Source organism: Intrasporangium sp., from assembly GCF_032907665.1.
Classification (GTDB): domain Bacteria; phylum Actinomycetota; class Actinomycetes; order Actinomycetales; family Dermatophilaceae; genus Intrasporangium.
The window spans coordinates 1-1,387 of record NZ_JAJJPG010000029.1; the positions used below are offsets into that span (position 1 = coordinate 1).

General features: G+C 71.5%; 1 protein-coding gene and 1 pseudogene. Both read right to left on the bottom strand.

Features of this window, described 5'->3' with window-relative positions:
* A pseudogene (locus LOY02_RS06665) lies at positions 1–182 on the bottom strand (hypothetical protein); the annotation flags it as partial.
* A gap of 138 nt (positions 183–320) precedes the next feature.
* Positions 321–1,280 carry a DNA polymerase III subunit delta gene (gene holA, locus LOY02_RS06670; protein WP_317181555.1) on the bottom strand — a complete coding sequence of 320 codons (960 nt, stop codon included), beginning with the start codon at positions 1,278–1,280 and terminating at the stop codon, positions 321–323.
* Positions 1,281–1,387: the final 107 nt, after the last annotated feature.

Here is a 1,387-nt window from a genome sequence, read left to right on the forward strand (position 1 = left end):
GTGCGCTTCTGGTTGGTCTTGATGCGCTTGAGCTGCGACTTGATGTTTGCCACGTGACGTTCTTTCTTGGTCGGGATGGGTGCCGTTAGAGGGCGGCCGAGCTGCTCGGGACCGGGCGTGGGGCACCCTTGCGTGAGCGGCTCTGGGTTGCTGCTGCATGCGCGCACGACCTGAGCGCGCACGCAAGGACCAAAGTTACCAGCGCCGGAGGGCCGCCTCCAAACTCAGCGAGCTCGGTGCCGGGCCGCCTTCACCACCGACCGGCCACCGACGTCGTATGCCGCCGGGCTGGGTCAGTGCCCTCAGTGCCCTCAGTGCCCTCAGTGGGCCGCGCGGGCTCGCGTGATGGTCAGGATCGCCCGCTCCACCGCGTAGACGGGGTCGCGTCCGCCCCCCTTGACCTCGAAGTCCGCAGCAGCGACCGCCTGCACGGCGACCGCGAGCCCCTCGCCCGTCCAGTGCCCCACCGCGCGGCGAGCACGGTCGACCTGCCACGGGGCCAGGCCGAGAGTCTTCGCCACCTGGGCCGAGCTGCCTCGTCCCGCCGAGCCGACCCGGACGAGCTGGCGCAGCTGCGAGGCGAGGACGGCCACGATGGGCACCGGGTCGACCCCGGTGGCGATGGCATGACGCAGGAGCCGGAGGGCCTCGCCCGCCTGCCCCGCGATCGCGGCGTCGGCGACACGGAAGCCGGTGGCCTCGACCTTGCCGCCGTGGTAGCGGTCGACCATCGCGTCGTCGACCGTGCCCTCGGTGTCCGCGACGAGCTGGGCGCAGGCGGCGGCGAGCTCGCGCACGTCCTTGCCGACGGCCTCGACGAGCGCGCGCACGCCCTCACTCGTGATCCTGCGCCGAGCACGCGAGAACTCCTTCATGACGAAGTCGGACTTGTCCCGGTCGGACTTGATCGCCGGGCAGTCGATGACGTGCGCGTGGTGCTTCTTGAGGGTGTCGATGACCTTCTTGCCCTTCATGCCGCCCCCGTGAGCGACGACGAGCGAGACGTCCTCGAGCGGGACGGCGAGGAGGGACAGGAGGTCGACCTGCAGCTCGTCGGAGGACTCGTGAAGGCCCCTGACGACGATGCACGTGGTCCCCCCGAAGAGGGACGGGCTCGCGTGCAGCACGAGGGACCCGGGCTCGTAGCCGGCCGCCTCGATCCGGATCACCTCGGCACCGGAAGCCTTCGCCGCGGAGACGACCCGGCCGATCGCCCGCTCGACGAGCACCTCCTCGGGCCCGCTCACCAGCGTGAGGGGAGGAACGGCCGTCTCGGTCACGGCGCCCACCTTGCCACACGCCCCGGACAGCGCGCCTCAGCCCCGCTCACCCCTCGTCGAGTGGCCCCATCGTCCACCGCCCCCTGGGGACATCGGGGCCACTCGAG